The 17185-nt window shown below is 59.9% G+C and carries 16 protein-coding genes; 2 read left to right on the top strand and 14 right to left on the bottom strand.

Translation table 11 applies throughout. The features are described from left to right. Nucleotides 1–6: 6 nt before the first annotated feature. From ACFOZ5_RS01985 to ACFOZ5_RS01955, 7 genes are all read right to left on the bottom strand, one after another. The gene (locus ACFOZ5_RS01985) at nt 7–2169 is read right to left on the bottom strand and encodes a TRAP transporter permease (protein ID WP_379885054.1); all 2163 of its coding nucleotides are present in this window, start codon (nt 2167–2169) and stop codon (nt 7–9) included. A 39-nt stretch (nt 2170–2208) separates the two neighbouring features. Continuing rightward, a complete protein-coding gene (locus ACFOZ5_RS01980; RefSeq protein ID WP_379885053.1) occupies nt 2209–3222 on the bottom strand; it encodes a TAXI family TRAP transporter solute-binding subunit in 1014 nt (337 codons plus the stop codon). Between the two features lie 189 nt (nt 3223–3411). Next, the gene (locus ACFOZ5_RS01975) at nt 3412–3960 is read right to left on the bottom strand and encodes a PRC-barrel domain-containing protein (RefSeq protein ID WP_379885052.1); all 549 of its coding nucleotides are present in this window, start codon (nt 3958–3960) and stop codon (nt 3412–3414) included. Between the two features lie 230 nt (nt 3961–4190). Continuing rightward, complete coding sequence (locus ACFOZ5_RS01970) at nt 4191–4946, bottom strand: MauE/DoxX family redox-associated membrane protein (protein WP_379885051.1); 756 nt, start codon at nt 4944–4946, stop codon at nt 4191–4193. A 76-nt stretch (nt 4947–5022) separates the two neighbouring features. Then, nucleotides 5023–5676, bottom strand: coding sequence for a CerR family C-terminal domain-containing protein (locus ACFOZ5_RS01965; RefSeq protein WP_379885050.1), 654 nt, complete (start codon nt 5674–5676; stop codon nt 5023–5025). Nucleotide 5677: 1 nt separating this feature from the next. Next, nucleotides 5678–8797, bottom strand: coding sequence for an efflux RND transporter permease subunit (locus tag ACFOZ5_RS01960; RefSeq protein ID WP_379885049.1), 3120 nt, complete (start codon nt 8795–8797; stop codon nt 5678–5680). A gap of 7 nt (nt 8798–8804) precedes the next feature. Further along, nucleotides 8805–9941: an efflux RND transporter periplasmic adaptor subunit gene (locus ACFOZ5_RS01955; RefSeq protein ID WP_379885048.1), complete on the bottom strand. Its 1137-nt coding sequence runs from the start codon at nt 9939–9941 to the stop codon at nt 8805–8807. Nucleotides 9942–10266: 325 nt separating this feature from the next. Between ACFOZ5_RS01955 and ilvG the strand changes: the two genes are divergently transcribed. Together ilvG and ACFOZ5_RS01945 are read left to right on the top strand one after the other, a co-directional pair. After that, nucleotides 10267–11967: an acetolactate synthase 2 catalytic subunit gene (ilvG, locus tag ACFOZ5_RS01950; protein ID WP_379885046.1), complete on the top strand. Its 1701-nt coding sequence runs from the start codon at nt 10267–10269 to the stop codon at nt 11965–11967. Next, nucleotides 11964–12242 carry an ACT domain-containing protein gene (locus ACFOZ5_RS01945; RefSeq protein ID WP_379885045.1) on the top strand — a complete coding sequence of 93 codons (279 nt, stop codon included), beginning with the start codon at nt 11964–11966 and terminating at the stop codon, nt 12240–12242. Before ilvG ends, ACFOZ5_RS01945 begins: the two co-directional genes overlap by 4 nt. An 85-nt stretch (nt 12243–12327) precedes the next feature. Here ACFOZ5_RS01945 and ACFOZ5_RS01940 read toward each other — a convergent pair whose 3' ends face one another. From ACFOZ5_RS01940 to ACFOZ5_RS01910, 7 genes are all read right to left on the bottom strand, one after another. Then, nucleotides 12328–13122 carry a hypothetical protein gene (locus tag ACFOZ5_RS01940; protein WP_379885044.1) on the bottom strand — a complete coding sequence of 265 codons (795 nt, stop codon included), beginning with the start codon at nt 13120–13122 and terminating at the stop codon, nt 12328–12330. Nucleotides 13123–13152: 30 nt separating this feature from the next. Next, on the bottom strand, nt 13153–13596 hold the full coding sequence (locus ACFOZ5_RS01935) for a hypothetical protein (RefSeq protein WP_379885043.1): 444 nt from the start codon (nt 13594–13596) through the stop codon (nt 13153–13155). Nucleotides 13597–13840: 244 nt separating this feature from the next. Further along, a complete protein-coding gene (locus ACFOZ5_RS01930; RefSeq protein ID WP_379885042.1) occupies nt 13841–14731 on the bottom strand; it encodes a hypothetical protein in 891 nt (296 codons plus the stop codon). A 25-nt stretch (nt 14732–14756) separates the two neighbouring features. Then, a complete protein-coding gene (locus ACFOZ5_RS01925; protein WP_379885040.1) occupies nt 14757–15203 on the bottom strand; it encodes a DUF5675 family protein in 447 nt (148 codons plus the stop codon). A gap of 254 nt (nt 15204–15457) precedes the next feature. Beyond that, nucleotides 15458–16261, bottom strand: coding sequence for an enoyl-CoA hydratase-related protein (locus ACFOZ5_RS01920; RefSeq protein ID WP_379885038.1), 804 nt, complete (start codon nt 16259–16261; stop codon nt 15458–15460). Between the two features lie 85 nt (nt 16262–16346). Continuing rightward, nucleotides 16347–16757: a DoxX-like family protein gene (locus ACFOZ5_RS01915; protein ID WP_379885037.1), complete on the bottom strand. Its 411-nt coding sequence runs from the start codon at nt 16755–16757 to the stop codon at nt 16347–16349. Next, a complete protein-coding gene (locus tag ACFOZ5_RS01910; RefSeq protein WP_379885036.1) occupies nt 16750–17184 on the bottom strand; it encodes a thiol-disulfide oxidoreductase DCC family protein in 435 nt (144 codons plus the stop codon). The genes ACFOZ5_RS01915 and ACFOZ5_RS01910 overlap by 8 nt, the downstream gene beginning before the upstream one ends. Nucleotide 17185 lies beyond the last annotated feature (1 nt).

The raw sequence follows: 17185 nt of genomic DNA, 5'->3' as shown, positions 1-17185 counted from the left end.
CCGTTCTCAGGCCGCTGTGGCCGGAACAGGCCCGGCCTTCCAACGGGCACTCCATACCAGCAGCGCAACAAAGATCACCAGCCCCGCCAGATCGATCCAGATCATGCCATGGGGCCACAGCATCAGCGCACCCACCGGGAACATCACCACCCGCAGCCACCATTTCAGCGGATGTTCCAGATAGCCCTCCAGGCCGGCGATGATGGCGTACATGCCGAACAGGGCAAACAGGAACACCTTTAGCATCTCCAGCGGCGTGCCCGAAATCAGCGGCGAGTAGGCAAACAGCAGCGGCACAATGTACAGGCCCTTGGCGATCTTCCAGGCGGTCAGCCCGGTGCGCATGGCCGGGGTGCCTGCAATGGCCGCTGCCGCAAACGCGGTCAGGCAGACCGGCGGCGTGACGTTGGAATCCTGTGACAGCCAGAAGATGATCATATGGGCGGCCACCAGGGCCATGGTAAGGGCATGGGGTGACAGCGCCTGCTCCAGCAACTGCCCGCTGAAGTTTGCCGGCACCTCCGCCAGCATCGCCACCGCCTGTGCCCGTTCCATGGGCGCGCTGAGCAGTTCCGTGGCTTCCGGCGAGGTCAGCATGAAGATCGCCCTGGCCTGCTCCGGCAGGTTGCCGCTGGCCATCAATTCGATCAGCTGGCTCTGGGCGATCAACTGGTAGATAGCGGGTGCTGACAGGGTGGCCAGTACGATGTAAGCCGCCGTGACCGGCAGCCCCATGCCCAGGATCAGCGACGCCAGCGCCACCAGTACGATGGTAATCAGCAGGCTGCCACCGGCCCACTCGGTAATCATCAGCGAGAAGGTGTTACCGATACCGGTGGTGGAAATCACCATCACAATCAGGCCCACCGTTATCAACAGGATCGCCGTGGTCATGATATTGCGGGTGCCCTGGGCCAGGGCCTCGAGGATATCGGTGAGAGTCATGGGCTTGCGGGCAATCCACGACGCCACCACCACCGACACGATGGCGATGCCGGCGGCATAGGTGGGGGTGAAGCCGTAGATTAGCGACGCCACCAGCACCAACAGCGGCAGCAGGTAATGCCAGCCGCCCTTGAGTACCTGGCCGAAGGTTTCTGCGTTCTCGTCCTCCAGCTTGACCGCGTGGCTGCGCTTCGCCTCGATGCGCACGAACATGGCCACCGACAGGAAGTACAACAACGCAGGCAGCGCCGCGACCCCGATGATGGTGACGTAGGAAACCTGGGTGTAAGAGGCCATGATAAAGGCCCCTGCCCCCATCACCGGCGGCATCAGCTGGCCACCGGTGGACGCGGCTGCCTCGACACCCGCGGCAAACCGGGCCGGAAACCCGGCCTTGCGCATCAGCGGAATCGTGATAACGCCGGTGGATACGGTATTGGCCACACTGGAGCCGGACACCGAGCCCATCAGCCCGGAGGAAAACACCGCCACAAACCCGGGCCCGCCGATAAAGCGGCCGGCGGCACAGCGAGCCAGATCGATGATGAAGTCCCCCGCCCCGGACTTCACCAGGAAGGCGCCGAACAGGATGAACATGAACACGTAGGTCCAGGAGATGCGGGCGATGGAGCCCAGCATGCCCTGCCCCCCGATGAAGGAGCGGAAGAGTACGGTTTCCCAGGTCAGCCCCGGGAAATTGAACATTCCCTCCACATATTGCCCCCACCAGGCCACATAGGTAAGTGCGACAATGCACAGGCAGGGAATGAACCAGCCAGTGGTGCGGCGGGCGAACTCCAGCACCAGGACCACGGCGGTGATCGACACCACCCAGTCTGCCGTGGAGAAAGTGACGCCTCGATCATAGAGCGCGTCCTCGAAACCCATTAGGTACAGCGCACAGCCAAGGGCCGCGAGTCCTAGCACCAGGTCAACCCAGAACACCGCCCGTTGCACGCCAGATCTTTCACTGCGGATCAGAGGCATGGCGAGGGCACAGAGCAGGCCGAACAGGCCGAAGTGCAGCGCTGATGTCCACAGCTCTGACAGGGTGGAGAAGGTGTTGAACCAGAGGTGCAGCAGGGCAATACCGATGGCCAGCACAAAGATCACCCGGCCGATCACCGGGTGATCCAGGCGCTCCGGCGCCTCCTTCGGGCTTTCCTCACGGATCTTGTCCAGCCGGGCGTCCACCCCGGCATCATCACTGCGCGGTTCCGTCACTTACGACTTCCTTTCATGCCCGCAGGCTTGCTTCGCTATTCAACCTTTATCGGCTTTCAGGCGGTCCGGAATCTCGATGCCCTGCTCCTCATAGAAACGCTGGGCCCCCGGGTGCAGTGGCATGGGCAGACCCACAATGGCCTTTTCCAGAGCCATGGCCTTGGTGGCGGCATGGATATTGTTCAGGAACGGCAGGTTCTCGTAGATGGTTTTGGTGATCTGGTAAACGTCTTCCTCGGATACATCATCCCGCACCGCCAGGATGTTGGGCTGGGCGATGGTATTGATGACCTCGTCCTGGTTCGGGTAGGTACCGGCTGGAATTTCGTAGGCGGACCAGAGGTCGAAGTTACTGTTCACCTTCGCCAGCTGTTCCCCGGTGAAATTGAGGGTGACGATGTCGTCGCCCATATTGGCGTAGGCCCGGGTAACCGCCGAAGCCGGCACACCGGCGGGGATGTTCATGCCATCAATGCTGCCGTTCTGCAGGGCATCCGCGCTGGGGCCGTAGCCCATGTGAGCCATATCCATCTGGTCCAGGTCAATGCCGACATTACCCAGGATGAAGCGGCCGGAGCCCTCGGTACCGGAGTTGCGGGCCCCGATGGAGAAGCTCTCTCCGTACAGGTTCTTCATGTCGGCGATGGTGCCGGAGTCCGCCATCTCACTGCGGATCACGAAGTGTTCCACGTTCTGCCACAGCATGGAGACCGACCGCATGTTCTTGTAGGCCTTGGGCACCGGGCCGCTGCCATCCCATGCCCAGGCGCCATAGAGCCCTTGCAGGATGCCGAACTGGGCCTGATCCTCATCCATCAGCTTGAGGTTCTCGCCGGACCCGGCGGAGCTGATGGCGGACACGGAGATGTTCTCGGTGGGCTCCAGCTTGACCTTGATGAGCGTGGAGATGGCCACGCCCACGGGGTAATAGGTGCCACCGGTGGTGGCGGTGCCCATAATGTACTGGCCTTCCGCCTGTGCTGAGAGCGAGATGCCCAGACAGTAGGAAACAAGCAGGCTGGTGGAAAACTTCAGGAGGGAGCGCTTTCGCATGGGAATGTCCTTATTGTTGGTCTGACCGGTATTTTTTGAATGCTGTGATCCGGATAAATCTAGACCAGACAGATTCGGACTGCCAACGCAGGACCTTAGACTTTAGATGGATATCAAGAGGAAAGCGGTAAGGGGAAGGCCGGAAGCGCCCCTCAGGACGCTTCCGTAGCAGGGGCAGGTATCCTTGGATCAGTTGGTGGCTTCTTCGATGTCGTCGCCCATTTCCTCGGCACCTTTGCGGATGTTGTACCAGGCTGACGATGTGGCCTGCTTGGTATTCTCCCAGGCACTTTCACTGATGTCCTTGGTGTTCTCCCAGGCCTGCTGCAGGCTCGCGCTGGTCTGGTTCCACCAGCTTTCATCGTATTCGGGCAATGCCTTGATGTCCTCGTTGCCTGTCTCCATATGAACTTGATAGTCCTGATCATCGAAGGCATCGTCTCCGTCGTCATCCTGCTCCAGGCGCACGGTAAAGCTGCCGCGCTCGGCGACCACGTCGCGGCCACCCAGGCCCAATACGTCACCGGTCCTGATAATCAGCGAATGGACCGACATGCCGTCATCCATAAGGATGTCTTCCACCTCACCGACTTCCTCGCCGTTGCTGTTGTAAACCTCCGCGTCCATCAGATCGTCGGCTGAGTAGAGTCCCTCGGCGGCGTTCGCCGTCAGGCCGTATGCCATGGAACCGGCTACCAGCGAAATGCCCATTGCCCGAACCAAACGTGTGCGCATCATAGTGAACTCCTGTATTCCATTAACTCCTGTGGACTGGCCCGCTGCCCTTAGCCGCGGAACCATCGGACGTGATGTGACACAGATCACGTTACACCCAAAGCTAGCAAGGCTCCCTGAGGCTACCAAGTGACGGTTTGGCAATAGATTCGTAAGTGGAATAGTCCAACAGAAGCCCAATGGAGCCATGGTTATTGCCTGGCAACCTGTCAGCCACAAAGTGTGGATCGGTATCAGAAAACGTACATTCGCAATGGCATCCAGATCCCCATGCCCATCATGATCAGGTTCTCGGTCAGCGAAACGAAGCCGAGGGGGACATTGCTGTTACCGCCCACACAGGCACACTTGAGTTCCCGCCGGTCGATGTACACGGCCTTGAAAACGGAAACCGCACCCACGGTGCCAATGAAAAGGGCCACCGGCGCCGCCAGCCAGATCAGTGCACCCGCAAGCATCAGAATGCCGGCAAAGGTTTCGCCGAAGGGGTAGAAGTAGCCGTAGCCCACCTGCTTCTGGGCCAGCAGGTCGTAATTGAGGAACATGGTGCTGAAGCTTTCCACGTCCTGAAGCTTCTGCAGCCCCAACAGGATCATGGCAATGGCCACAAACTTCTCGACAGTTATCAGTGAGACCACCGCACTGTTGAAGAACCACATGACGGCAATGGCCATCAGCAGGGCGGTGCCGAAAATGGCGACCACAGGCTGGTAGCTGGTCTCATCTTCCGGGTCATCGAGCCCGAAATGTTCCCTTAGCTCATCGTAACCCCCGATACGCTGGCCATCGATAAAGGTCTGGGGTGTGGTGTCTACATTGTGGTCTTCCTGGAAGGCGTCGGTTTCCTCCCGGGTGGTCAGGTGGTGATCCTCTACCCGGTAGCCCTTGCGTTTAAGCAGGAATTTGCTCTTCAGGCCAAACGGGCACAGGTGTTCCGACATGACCATCCGATAGAGCTGCGCGGTCTTGCCCTGATCGCTGTCCGCCATCGTGCTGCCCTCCTTTCCTCCTTAAGGGTGTTCCCAGAGACTAGCAGCTGCAGGAGGGCTTCAACGGCCACGGGCGTTACACTGCGGTAATGCGATGTACGTGGGAAACCACTACGTCTTCGGCCTGCCGGACGGTGTTGGGGTCGAACTGGTCCGAGGCCCCCAGCCGCCGCAGCAGTGGCACCCGCCCCACCAGGAAAAACACGATCTGGCCCACCAGGGTGTGGGCTTCGAGGATCACCCGCTGATCTGATGGCTCCATCGTCATCAATACACCTACCAGGGTGGTTACCGTGACATGGGCCTTTTCGAAAGCATCCCGATACAGGATATCGAACGCCTCGGAGGGGTTGGCCTGCTCCCGCATGACCAGCATCAGCCAGCGGCGGGCTTCCGGTTTCTGCATGAACAGCCGGACCATGCGGCGGACCAGCTGTTCCAGCAGCTGACGGGCCTGTTCCCGGTCAAGGGTGCGGGCGTGGTCATGGGTAACGCCCATCGTTTCCAGCTGCAGCTCTTCCCGCAGCCGGGTGGAAATGTGCCGGGCCGCCGCCAGGTACAGGCCATGCTTGTTGCCGAAGTAATAGGCGATGGAGCCGATATTGGCACCGGCCGCCGTGGCAATCATACGGGTGGTGGTGCTGCGGAACCCGTGTTCGCCAAACAGGTCGATGCCCGCCAGGATCAGATTGTCCGCGGTCTGGTTGTCGGCATTCACGGGATTATTCAACTCATTCACTCCTTCCGGCGATCTCAGTGGGTGCCAGTCTGCCGGATTCACGCCCGAAGAAATACGTGTACAGCACCGGCACCATGCCCAGGCTCATCACCGTACCAAGCGCGAGGCCAAAGGCCATGGCGCTGGCCATGCCGTAGAACAGCGGATCACGTCCGATGATCAGCGGCAGGAAGCCGAGGATGGTGGTGATGGTTGCCATCAGGATGGGCCGCAGCCGTCGCACCGACGCCTCCACCACGGCTTCCGTGATCGGCATGTCCGGTTCCTCCTGCCGGTTCAGGTCGATGCGGTCGATCAGCACGATGGCGTTATTGATGATAATCCCCGCCAGGCTGTAGATCCCCAGCAGCACCATGAACCCGAAATTGGCCCGCAATACCAGCAGCCCCACCGCCACGCCGAGGATCACCAGCGGAATCGTCGCCACGATCAGCAGGGGCCGGCGGAAGGAATTGAACTGCGCCACCAGCAACACCATGACCAGCCCCAGGCACAGGGGCAGGTTCGCCTGCAGGGCGGCACGGCCTTCGGCGGACTGCTTCACCACCCCGTCAAATTCCACCACATAGCCAGGCGGCAGGCTGGCCTCCAGCTCCCGCAGCGCCGGTTTCACCCGGGGTACCATCTCCTCCGCGGTGTAGCGCCTGTTGCGGGCCTCTACGGTGATCACCCGCTTCAGGTCCTCCCGGTCGATGCGATAGTAGCCATTGGACAGGGTGATCTCCGCCACCTGGTTCAGGGCCACGCCCTCGCCGGGAGCATCCACCGGGTAGACCGTAAGCGAGCGCAGCCGTTCCAGGCTCTCGCGACCGGCTTCCTGATATCGCAGCATGACCGGGATATGGCGGTCGCCTTCGCGGAAATCCGTGATGCGGTAGCCGTCGATGGCACCCTTGAGGGAGCGCGCGATATCGGCGGAGCTGACACCGGCACGGCGGGCCCGGGCCTGGTCCACCTCGATATGCAGTGACGGGATACGTGCCTCCCAGCTCTGACGCACATCCAGGGAAGCGGGCAGATCCGCAAGGATTTGCTCCACTTTAGCCGCTGATTCGAACAAGACCTCACGATCCGGCCCCTTGACCTGCACCTCCAGCAGATTGCTGTCCGACGGCCCCAGGAACATGCGGGTGACCTGGGCGGACACGGAAGGGTGGCGGGTCATCAGCAGCTGTCGGGTGTTATCCAGGACGCCATCCATCTGGTCGGCGTCACTCACGTTCAGCACCAGGAAGCCCTTGTTGGGCGCCGGATCGATGGGGGTCAGTGACAGTACAAAACGGGGGCCACCAAACCCCAGGTAGGCGGCAACGCTACTCACATGGGGGTTGTCGTCGCCGGAGAGCAGATCACTGATCTGCCGGATCCTGTCGTCCGCCACACTGGGCGCAATGTCCGAGGGAAAGTCCACGTAGACCAGCACCTGGCTGCGATCGGAATCCGGAAAGAATTTCTTCGGCACCACCTGCATCAGCCCCACACCGATGACAAACGCCACCAGCATCAACATCAGGAAGCTCTTACGGTGGTGCAGGACAGCTCGTAAAAGACGCTCATAAACAGCGGCCAGGCGACGGAAAAGGCGGTCTGACAGCCCGGGGGATGGCGTTGCTGTCTCGCCCTGGCCGGAACCCTTTGCAGGTAATTTCAGGAAGCGATAGCAGAGAATCGGCGTTACCGTCAGGGACAGCAGCCAGGATGCCAGCAGAGTAATGGCGATAACAATGGAGATGGACCGGGTGTACTCCCCGGCCACGTGCTCCGCCAGCATCAGCGGCAGGAAGACCAGGATGGTGGTCAGGCTCGATGACAGCAGCGGCATCGCCAGTTCGCTGCCGGTCTGCTGCAGAGCATGGTTGCGGCTTGCCCCGGCCTCCAGGCGGGTCTTGAAGTCTTCGGCCACCACGATGGCATTGTCCACCAGCAGCCCCAGGGCGATGACCAGGGTCGCCAGGCTCATGCGTTCCAGGGTCATGTCCATCATGCCCATCACCGCCAGGGTAACCAGCATCACCCCGGGGATGATCGAACCCACAATGAGGCCGGTGCGTACGCCCAGGAACAGCACCACTACCGCCAGCACAATGGCCAGGGTCTGCAGCATGCTGGCGGTAACACCATAAACGGCATTGGCCACCTGTTCCGCCTGGAAGGTCATGATCTGCAGGTCATACCCCGCCGGTAGTGTGGGCCGGACAGCCTCGATGGCATTCTTCACCGCCTGGCCGAAATCCAGCACGCTGTGGCCTTCCAGCATCGACACCGCCAGCACGATGGCCCGCTCACCGTTGAAATAGGCGGGGCGCTGCACCGGGTCCACATAGCCCTGGCTCACCTCGCCCAGGTCCTGCAGCCGCAGCGTGCCCCCTTCCGGCAACTGGATCTCCGCCTGGCGCAGGGCTTCCAGGCTGTGGAAGCCGCCACTGACCTGCAGGGCAAACCGCTGCTCACCGGATTCGATCACCCCGCCGGGCGGCAGGATATTGCGTTTCTCCAGCTGGTCGGCCAGGGCCTGGGGCGACAGGCCCAGCTCGGCCATGCGCTCCACCGGCAACTCCACGAAGATACGCTCGGGCTGGACACCGATCAGCTCGATCTTGCGAATGCCGTCGATACCGTAGAGTTCAGCCCGGATATGCTCCGCCATCTGCAGCTGTTCCGCCTGGGTAAAGTCGTCGGAGGTCAGGGCGGCGGTGACCACGGCCACATCGCCGAAGTCGTCGTTCAGGTGGGGTGCGCCGGCACCCTGGGGCAGGTCGCCACGGGCCGCATCAATCCGTTCCCGCACCTCATCCCAGATCTGGTCCAGATTGAAGTAACGGTCGTGGATGACCACGTGGATGATGGACCGGCCCCGCATCGAGGTGGAGCGGATGTCCTCAACCTCCCCCACCATGCGTACGCTGGCTTCCAGGGGCTTGGTGATCATCTGCTCCACTTCCTCGGCGGACAGGCCCGGGTATTCCGTGGTGATCACCCCCTCACGGACCAGCACTTCGGGGTCTTCGCGGGTGGGCAGCGAAAAATAGCTGAAGGCGCCGTAGACCACGGCCAGGAGGGTGGTCAGCACGACAACGGGACGATATCGGAACGCCAGCTGGGACAGGTTCATGGGCACCTCAGTGGAACCGTTCCGGGCCAGCGCCCAGTATTGACACGCGGTCACCTGCCGCCACGAATTCCGGGCCACGGGCGACAATCCGCTCGCCGGTGTCCAGTGGCCCGGCCACCACGGCCTGGTTACCGACAGTGGATAGCACCTCTACCTCCACTCGCTCCAATGTCTGCTGTAGCCCGACCCTCAGCAAGTGCGCCTGTTTGTTGCCGTCATGGACCAGGGCCGTCAGCGGAACCAGGAAACCGCCAGCGGCGTCACCATCCTTCGGCTGTGTCAGGGACAGATGCACCTGGGCCGTCATGCCAGAACGCAGCCCCGGCACCGACTCCTCCAGGATAAGGGTAAGAGGATAGTTATTGGCAGACCGGGGCTGGGAGCCGATCTGATGGATGGTCGCCGGTATGCGGCCCACACCCAGTGCGGGCATACTCACCTGTTGCCCGGACCCGACCGCCAGATGGCCGACCAGGGTTTCCGGCACACTGGTCTCGACCTCGTAGCCTTCCCTGTCGGAAATCACTGCCAGCACCGGCTGGCCTGCCGTCACCCGCTCCGCCGGTTCCGCCAGGCGTTCGCTGACGGTGCCCTCGAAGGGAGCCTTGAGCTCCGTCTGCGCCAGATCCCTTTCAGCTATCCGTCGTGAGGCCACCGCCGCCTGATGCCGGTAGCGGGCACTGTCCAGGGCCGCCGTGGCGCTATCCACCCGGGACGGGCTGCCGTACCCGCGGTCCGCCAGATCCGACTGGCGCTGATAATCAAGGCGCGCCTCCTTGAGCGCGGCCGCGGCTTCCCGCTCCGATGCCAGCGCCTGCTCATGGCCAAGTTCATAGCGCCTCTTGTCCAGAACGGCCAGCACCTGCCCCTTGGCTACCGTATCGCCCACATCCACCGTTAGTGAACGAACCTCGCCACCCACCTCGAAACTCAGCCGGGTGTGCTCGCTGGCACGCACCTGGCCGGAAAGAATGACCTGTTCCGGGCCGTTAGCGGGAGCCACCAGGGCCGTGTCCACAACCCTCGGGGCGCTGGTCTGCGTCGCCGGATCCTCCGGCGACAGACAGCCGGCCAGGCCCGACGCCAGTATCGTTACAACTGACAGGAAAATAGGACGCCCGAACGGGCCTGTGTGCACACTCATGGAGATTTTTCCGGGTTTTAATCAAATGATCAAACAGCATATAATCATTTGATTAAATTTCAACCCCACAGAAAAAGCTTGCGCCACGGCCACTGATCAGGTTAGGTTTTAGTCAGTCAAATTCAGTCAGTGAATCCGAACGCAATGAATCTGAACGCCGTTATTGTCATCGTAAAGCTAGTCCTGGTGGTCGTGGTGCCATCCGGGGGCGTTTGCGTGGACAAGCGGTTGACTGACTGACAGACCGAAGAGACACCAGAAGCCCCCGGCACCGAAAGGTCCCGGGGGCTTTTTTTTGCCGCCAGAAAAACCAGAGGGAAACACCATGAACGGCGCACAACACATCCTGGAGGCGTTTCGCCGCCACCACATCGACACCGTATTCGGCTACCCCGGCGGCTGTATCATGCCGCTATACGATGCCCTGGTGGACGCTGTGGGTGTGGAGCATGTGCTGTGCCGCCACGAACAGGCCTGCGCCCTGGCAGCCGATGGTTACGCCCGGGCCAGCGGTAAAACCGGTGTCTGCATAGCCACCTCCGGCCCCGGTGCCACCAACCTGATTACGGGGGTTGCCAACGCCCACCGGGATTCCGTCCCCATGCTGGTCATTACCGGCCAGGTGCCCTCCGCCCTGATCGGCACCGATGCGTTTCAGGAAACCGACGTACTGGGCATGACCCTGGGCATCGTCAAGCACAGTTACCTGGTCGACCGGGCCGATGACCTTCCGGGCATCATGGAGGAGGCGTTCCAACTGGCCGCAAGCGGTCGACCCGGCCCGGTATGGATCGACATCCCCAAGGATATCCAGCTGGCCGATATCATCGCCACTGCACTTCCGGAACCGGCGCAGGCAGCAGAGTCGCCGGCGGATATCACCGCTGCCCTGAGCCAGCTCCGCAAGGCCCAAAGGCCCCTGCTGTACAGCGGCGGCGGCATTTCCCTTGCCAATGCCGAGGCAGCCTTCCGGACGTTCGCCCAGGCCTCCGGCCTGCCGGCAGTAGCCACCCTGAAAGGACTGGGCAACACCGGCCGCAACCATCCGACGGACCTTGGGATGCTGGGCATGCACGGCTCCCGGGCCGCCAACCGGGCCGTGAATGAGTGCGACCTGCTGCTGGTTATCGGCGCCCGGCTGGATGACCGCGCCACTGGAAGACTGGAGGGGTTCGCCCCCAATGCCCGCATGATCCACATCGACGCCGATGCCGCCGAACTCAACAAGCTGCGACCGGCTGATATCGCCATCCGGGGTGAACTCAATGGCATTCTGGACGCTTTCACCCGTTCGCTTGAAGACCAACCACTGGCCATCGAGGAATGGCAGCGCCAGTGCCGCACCTGGCACACCACCGGCGGGTTCCACGCTGCGGATAACGAAGACCCCTACGCGCCCATCATCGGCCCGGCGTTTATCCGCCAGCTGTCCCGGATCACCCCGGACGACACGGTGATCTCATGCGACGTTGGCCAGCACCAGATGTGGGTGGCCCAGCATTATCACTTCGCCAGCCCCCGCCATCACCTGACCAGCGGTGGCCTGGGCACCATGGGGTTCGGCCTGCCGGCGGCCATTGGTGCGCAGTTCGCTGATCGCACCAGCACGGTTATCAATGTCACCGGCGACGGCTCCTTCATGATGAACGCCCAGGAGCTGGCCACCATCCGCCGCTACAACCTGCCGGTCAAGCTGATCATCCTCGACAACCAGTGCCTGGGCATGGTCCGCCAGCAGCAGGAGCTGTTCTACGGCAACCGGGAAAGCCAGATCGACCTGGACGATAACCCGGACTTCCTCACCATGGCGAAGGCGTTCGACATCCACGCCCTGCACATCAACCGCACCGACCAGATCCGCCGGGGCATCGAAACCCTGCTCGCCTACCAGGGCCCGATGCTGCTGCACGTGGCCATCGCCCGGGAGGAAAACGTCTGGCCCATCGTCAAACCCGGCGCCAGCAACACCGACATCATTGATGAATCACAACGCAAACGAAGCACAAACAAGGAGCACGTGGCATGAACGCCAACACACAGGACACACCCAGCTACCAGATACACTGCCGCATGACCCAAGAGGCTGCCGCCCTGGAACGCCTGTGCCAGGTAGTGCGCATCCGCGGCTTCCGGATTGCGAAGATGGCCATGGAAAGCAGCGGCGACGCGCTGGACATTGCCCTCACCCTGGAGGGCACCCGGCCTATTGGAATGCTGCAGAGTCAGTTGGAGAAGTTGCAGACGGTGATGGGGGTGGAGTTGGCGACGGGGGCAGAAGCAAGGGTCAGTCAATCGGCTTAGGGTTCTCGAATCCAGCACATCTGCCTCAGGGGCTTGCCGGGCAAGAGGAAGCAGTACCCGGCAAGGTATATTCAACCTCAAACAACTATTGGGTTGGCCTTTCATGCCTGGCGTTACCCCGTCGTATTCTTACCGAACCATCCGACAAAATATCAGCGGGAATTCTTCCACTGGCGACACCAGGATCCAGAAAGCGGCTCTTGAGTCTCGCCCAGTTTTCTCCCTGCCTGGCAGCTTTTATCGAACTGAGCGCTGCGGGAAAGACAGGGGCTTCCGATTCCGAAGGCGCATACTGAGTCGGAAACAGAACCGGTGTCGTCGTCCTGTTCTTGTGTTCGGAAAAGCCATTGGGAGTATGCTCATCCCAAATTCGGTAGCTCTCATCCACAGACACCTCACCACACAATGTTCTCATCCGATCCTGGGATATGGCTCGGGCAGCGCTATAGAAACCAATCACATTGGAAACCAGATCCTCGGTACTAAAACTACTCCCACCGGCCACGAGTGAGAATGGGAAGGTTCCCTGCAGATTCTCGAAATCGAACGACGCGCTCAGATAAATGGCAAGACCGACACTTTCGAGCTGAGCCTGACTTAACCCCTTCTGGACCACCCAGTGACGACGAGCAGAAACCCGGATTCCCAAAGCGCCCATTTCCTGGCCATATCCGATCACAAAGGCTGGCTTGCCGTTCAACGTGACATCCGCAGAGTTAAGCAAATCATTGTCAGCCTTCTGACTCTTCAATTTGGACAGCAGGCCAAGAGCTCCGTCCGGCAATGCATGGCCCCAATCAACCCATCCACAATGATAGGTGTAGCTTAAACGTCGCCAGCCTCTGGGTTGGGTGGGTTCAATATCGGCTCGATCGGTCATTCTGAAACTCCTTTTCGGAACACGGTTAAGTTAAATCACCCTGACAGATAACTGCACTTCACAGTTTGAGTCCGAGCAGCTCGGCGAAAAAATCACCGAATATCGGCGTTTACCCTGCTTCACGCATAGCAGCTCCGGATCCATGGACTGGAGCCTTTCATCAGGGAACTGGAAGTCGTTCCTCTGACACAGTTCTTGATAGTGGGACTTTATCTCTGGCAATTCATCTTCATCGGCAACCAGAAACCGCAGCGTTGCTATCTCAGGCATGGTTCCCTCCGGCCCAACGACCTCAATATCACCGACTCTGCTGTAGGGCTGTGGAATTGGAAAGGTTTCCAGTGCGTCTTCTGCTGGCGAGCCGGATGAGAAGTCAATGGTGTAGGAGCTGAAAGTAAAGGCAGGCCCAAACGTCATGAAAAGTGCGATAGCGATCACCAACACGGCGACGCACCCGTATATAATTTTTTTCATGTCCTTATGATTTCCATATCCTGATTCGAAATAAATAACTCAACAATGCAACATTATCAGAGAGAAACCCGAAAACCTATTAACTCACCGCAATCAGGAAGCTCCAAAAATCCGCACTGGCAGTCCAATTCTTGACGACAGGTTGAGCTAACTCTCCAAGATGAGCATCCTGCTATCCAGAGGTCCAAGTCACCTGTTCGCCATAAAATTCAGCACCGGTTTTATAGCTTCCAGATAGCAAGGATCAATTGACCGGCTGCACCTCGCGGGCATCCATATAGCCTGTCAGTTCTTTTCCGGATTGCTCATCCTGGTACCGAACCTTCACCCATCCACTCTGAACTGGCTCCAGGCGGGTAATTGTATGCGTGCCGGCCGGAATGTCGGTCAGCCTGGCGCCTCCGGGCTGCTGATAGAGAGCCGTTGCGTCCGGTGCCTGTAAACGATAGTCCCATGGGCGGGCGAGATAGTCGCCCGATTGCGCATCCTGAATCAGCGCCAATGCGTAATCCTCCAACGACAGCGACTTCACGGAAGTCACCTGACCAAAAGTAAACAGATGCCCACCTTCAACAAATGACGCAAGACCTGACAGGGTGATGGTTACCGGTTGTACCGCCTTTCCCTCTTGATTCTCAAGAAAGCCCGGGGGCAAATCCTGAAAAGCATCGAGCAGCTGTCTAGCCTCTGGATCGGACTGGTCAAACTCGCTGAAAAACTCATCCAGCATGCTGTCCTGGGAGCGAGTATGATAGATAAAGATACGGTCCAATGGGGACTGCTCATTGCGGCTGGTATAAGCGATTGACGGCAGAGCCTGCCTGCTATCAGGACCGGGGTAAAACCTGAACTTCAGGTTGCGCAGCGGCTCACTGTCCTCCAAAGGCCCGGTCTCCATATACAGGAGTTCCCAATAGGCCAGGAGTACCCCGGTTTGCTCCACCTCACCACTGAAATCGATGAAATCCGGATTGGCTTCTTTCCGATCATATGTAAGTTCACTTTCTTCCGGAACACTGACTTCCAACTGGCTTTGCTGCCCAGCTGTCGCAGCCTGCATGGGGGCCATTCCGACTGCCATTGCGAGAAAGGCTAAAACCTGGATAAAAAGTGGTTGAACCTGATTCATCTTCATATGTGAACCGCTCCTGTATTTCTGATCACTCATAGTCGGAGGTGATCTTTAATCGAACCGTGTCGATACCAACCCGGTCGAGATATTTCTTGAACGCCCGGAGCGCATCGACACTGCGGCCCACAAAATCCTCGGAGTGCGTATAACCTATCAGCAGGCAACCATCGGTATTATCGGGATAGTTCCCGTTATGGACATAGATGAACCGATTTGCGGGTACCTTGTCGTTGAATAACCAGGGCAGTGGAAGGTGGGGCCTGACACCAGGGAGGCTGGTTCGGGTTTGCCATTTCAGTTGATAGGTACCTTCAGGAATCCTTAGACGAAGGCCCGACTCCGTAGTATCCGGACCCGGTCGTTCGAGGAAGTATCCTTCGCGCAGTTCACCATCTTTAGCATCAGGAATAACAAAATGGCTGATCGTGGAATGGTCGGTTTGCCACTTACGTGTGACAGTTACCATGACAGACATGGCTGAAACTCCTTTTCAGTGGACTAATCTTCCGTATGATTTTCAGTATACGGTGAGGGTAACGGGCCCTCAACGAGGTCAATCAGGGACCGACGCCGTCTGTAGATCCCGTCCCACCATCAAATTGTTCACAATACTTTAGCGTAATCCGCCTGGGAGAGAAGTGCACACGGAATTCGCATGTTGTCTGGCTCAGCCCGATCAGACCACCATACATAAGCATCATTCTTCCCAGGCCAAAGAATTATCTGTATCTATTTCTTCGCCATGGACTCCAGCATCCGGTTGACCGCTTCCAGATGCTCCGGCTCGTTGTGGCACATACCCTGGAACACCGCACAAACGTCGAGGAAGTCCTTCAACTCCATGCGCTGGGCCATTTTCATCAGGCGCTTGGTGAGGCGGGTGGCCTTGGGGGGCTGGGCGGCGATGCGAGTGGCCAGTTTCATGGTGTTGGGCAGCAGTTCGTCTGCCGGCACCACTTCCATGACGATGCCCAGTTCCTTCGCTTCGCTGGCTTCCACAATGCGACCGGACAGGGTCAGCTCGAAGGCGCGCTGGTAGCCAATCAGGCGCTGCATGAACCAGGCACCGCCGTCGCCGGGGATGATGCCCAGGTTCAGGAAGGTCTCGCCGAACTTGGCCTTTTCGGAGGCGATACGGATATCCGCCATATTGGCCAGGTCAAAGCCCGCACCGATGGCCGGGCCGTTGACCGCGGCGATGATGGGCACTTCCACACCCTGCAGGGCCAGCGGGATACGCTGGATGCCCTTGCGGTAACGCTCTGCACACTCGGCCACGTCACCGGCAAAGTCGCCACCCCGCTCCGCCATATCGCGAACGTTGCCGCCGGCGCTGAACGCGGAACCCGCGCCGGTGATCACCAGTACGGAGACATCCTCGCAGTGGTTGACCCAGTCGGCGGTGGTGACGATATCGTCGATCAGGGCCGAGCCGGTCAGGGCGTTGCGCAGGTCGTGGCGGTTCAGGGTCAGGGTGGCGACCCGGTTTTCCAGGGTCAGCAGGGCATCGGTCAGCTGGGGGACGTTGGTCATTGGGGGCTCCTTGTTTGGCGCTTTGTTCTTGCCCGGGCGTACCGGGACACTATGGGTGGGACAAGGATAAACCACACGTTGCCGATTATCCTTTCTTTAAGCGCGCGGCTTCTGCATCCATCCGTCGCAACTCCATGAGCGCAACTGCCGATAGCGAGAACACGGCCAGATTGACCGTGGTGGCGTTGAAGGCAGAGAGCAGGAACTGGCTGGCCATCACCACCGTGAACAGATACAGCCCGGCAATGAAAACCGCCGATACGGCATAGGGCCAGCGGTGTTGATGCCAAACCAGAATGGCAAGTCCCAGCAGTAGCTCAACCGTACCCGCGATATAGGAAATCACCGGTGCCTGGATGGGCGTGAATCCCGCCAGCACATTCATGGCCAACTCGTCCGTATGGGGCCCCAGCCACTTGGGCACAACGCCCTGATAGATCCAGACAAACCCCAGGGAAAACCGGCATATCGACAGAACGGGCGAGGCCTTATTCATCCAGAAAACGACTCCTGTGGTCCGGCGTCAGTATCAGGCAGCTGTCGTACCTGCCGAACAACCGGTAGCGATTACGGGCAATACGGACGTAGAGCCAGTCTCGTATCAGGCGCGGGATAACCCGGCCAACCAGGCCCAACCGCCAGGGCATGGGCAAGCCACCCAGGATACTGAGGATGGCGTCGGAGCGCACATGGGCCCGGCCCTCGCTGATCAGCACCAGGGTTTCGTAGTGGTCGGTGGGCATGCCACACCACTCCAGCAAAGCCTGTCCCTGGGGTGACTGCACCGACGCCAGCCGGAATCGCCGCTGATGGTCGTGGCGGATCAGGAACTTTGCCCAGCCGTTGCAGAGTTTGCAGACGCCGTCGAACAGTACGACCTGATCGTGCGGGCCAATATACGGTGGTGTATCCGTTTGCGTCATT

The sequence above is a fragment of the Marinobacter lacisalsi genome (assembly GCF_042651045.1).
Taxonomy (GTDB): domain Bacteria; phylum Pseudomonadota; class Gammaproteobacteria; order Pseudomonadales; family Oleiphilaceae; genus Marinobacter; species Marinobacter lacisalsi.
Note: the sequence above shows the minus strand (reverse complement) of the source record. Positions and strands in the feature narration are given on the sequence as shown.

Bases quoted from the DNA above. Each gene is read 5' to 3' on its own strand.
- ACFOZ5_RS01930 (WP_379885042.1), bottom strand. From the start codon at position 14,731: ATGAAGATGAATCAGGTTCAACCACTTTTTATCCAGGTTTTAGCCTTT.
- ACFOZ5_RS01945 (WP_379885045.1), top strand. From the start codon at position 11,964: ATGAACGCCAACACACAGGACACACCCAGCTACCAGATACACTGCCGC.
- ACFOZ5_RS01960 (WP_379885049.1), bottom strand. From the start codon at position 8,797: ATGAACCTGTCCCAGCTGGCGTTCCGATATCGTCCCGTTGTCGTGCTG.
- ACFOZ5_RS01940 (WP_379885044.1), bottom strand. From the start codon at position 13,122: ATGACCGATCGAGCCGATATTGAACCCACCCAACCCAGAGGCTGGCGA.
- ACFOZ5_RS01925 (WP_379885040.1), bottom strand. From the start codon at position 15,203: ATGTCTGTCATGGTAACTGTCACACGTAAGTGGCAAACCGACCATTCC.
- ACFOZ5_RS01920 (WP_379885038.1), bottom strand. From the start codon at position 16,261: ATGACCAACGTCCCCCAGCTGACCGATGCCCTGCTGACCCTGGAAAAC.
- ilvG (WP_379885046.1), top strand. From the start codon at position 10,267: ATGAACGGCGCACAACACATCCTGGAGGCGTTTCGCCGCCACCACATC.
- ACFOZ5_RS01975 (WP_379885052.1), bottom strand. From the start codon at position 3,960: ATGATGCGCACACGTTTGGTTCGGGCAATGGGCATTTCGCTGGTAGCC.
- ACFOZ5_RS01980 (WP_379885053.1), bottom strand. From the start codon at position 3,222: ATGCGAAAGCGCTCCCTCCTGAAGTTTTCCACCAGCCTGCTTGTTTCC.
- ACFOZ5_RS01970 (WP_379885051.1), bottom strand. From the start codon at position 4,946: ATGGCGGACAGCGATCAGGGCAAGACCGCGCAGCTCTATCGGATGGTC.
- ACFOZ5_RS01910 (WP_379885036.1), bottom strand. From the start codon at position 17,184: ATGACGCAAACGGATACACCACCGTATATTGGCCCGCACGATCAGGTC.
- ACFOZ5_RS01935 (WP_379885043.1), bottom strand. From the start codon at position 13,596: ATGAAAAAAATTATATACGGGTGCGTCGCCGTGTTGGTGATCGCTATC.
- ACFOZ5_RS01915 (WP_379885037.1), bottom strand. From the start codon at position 16,757: ATGAATAAGGCCTCGCCCGTTCTGTCGATATGCCGGTTTTCCCTGGGG.
- ACFOZ5_RS01955 (WP_379885048.1), bottom strand. From the start codon at position 9,941: ATGAGTGTGCACACAGGCCCGTTCGGGCGTCCTATTTTCCTGTCAGTT.